Annotated in this window: 2 protein-coding genes; both read left to right on the top strand. The window is 38.0% G+C overall.

Going from position 1 to position 790, the window contains the following annotated elements:
• A partial coding sequence (locus BG20_RS12615) for a hypothetical protein (protein WP_193353004.1) occupies positions 1-311 on the top strand: 311 nt, incomplete at its 5' end.
• A 91-nt stretch (positions 312-402) separates the two neighbouring features.
• Positions 403-790 (top strand): hypothetical protein (locus BG20_RS12620; RefSeq protein ID WP_193353005.1); only part of this gene is annotated, 388 nt, incomplete at its 3' end.

The raw sequence follows: 790 nt of genomic DNA on the forward strand, positions 1-790 counted from the left end.
TCAATGGTACTTCTGGATTTAACATGAACGTTGTAAGAGAGTCTAAATCACTAAATACTAACAGCGCAGTTTCTATTGGTCAAATATTTGTAAACACTAATGCAAAAGCAGCAGGTGATTTGGCAGGTATATGGCCAATTGTACAATTTTACAACCTATCCGTAGGTGGTAACGTTATAGTCAGCTACAACAAAGGTGGTGGTGTTCAATCAACAACACTTACTTTTGACACAGTTGATCAATTTGCCAAAGTTGTTTTAGATAAAGCAAAGTACACTCAAAAAATCACAGGTTCACGCAACTATTACTGATCTATGGCTAAACATTGACCCAACCGATGAAGACTCTTGGACATTTGGTACCAATGCAACTGCTTCAGGCAGTGCAAATAACGCACAAAATGTGTTATCTACCAACTACCAAGTATTCAACGAAAATGGTGGTTTAGCTGGTGCAAATGTACCAAGTGGTATTATCAATATCAAAGGTAACCTAACCGCATTGATGGTAGAAACAAACGGTGTATTGAAACTAAACGCTGATAAACAAAACAGTGGAACTGCAGTTTTGACACTACAAGACAACGATGATTCCGATCTCGATTCTTGTACTCAAGATGCAAGTGCTTGTACAGCTACAAACTCTGCAAGCTTTGGTTTAGGTCGAAATACACAACCAATCACAATTACCGAACAAGGACCAAATTCTGGTATATTTGGCACATATGATGAGTCAGATAAATCAGCAATCATAGTTACAGATAATGCCAAAAGAGGCACATCAGCAACAA

It is taken from the genome of Candidatus Nitrosarchaeum limnium BG20, from assembly GCF_000241145.1.
Classification (GTDB): Archaea; Thermoproteota; Nitrososphaeria; order Nitrososphaerales; family Nitrosopumilaceae; genus Nitrosarchaeum; species Nitrosarchaeum limnae.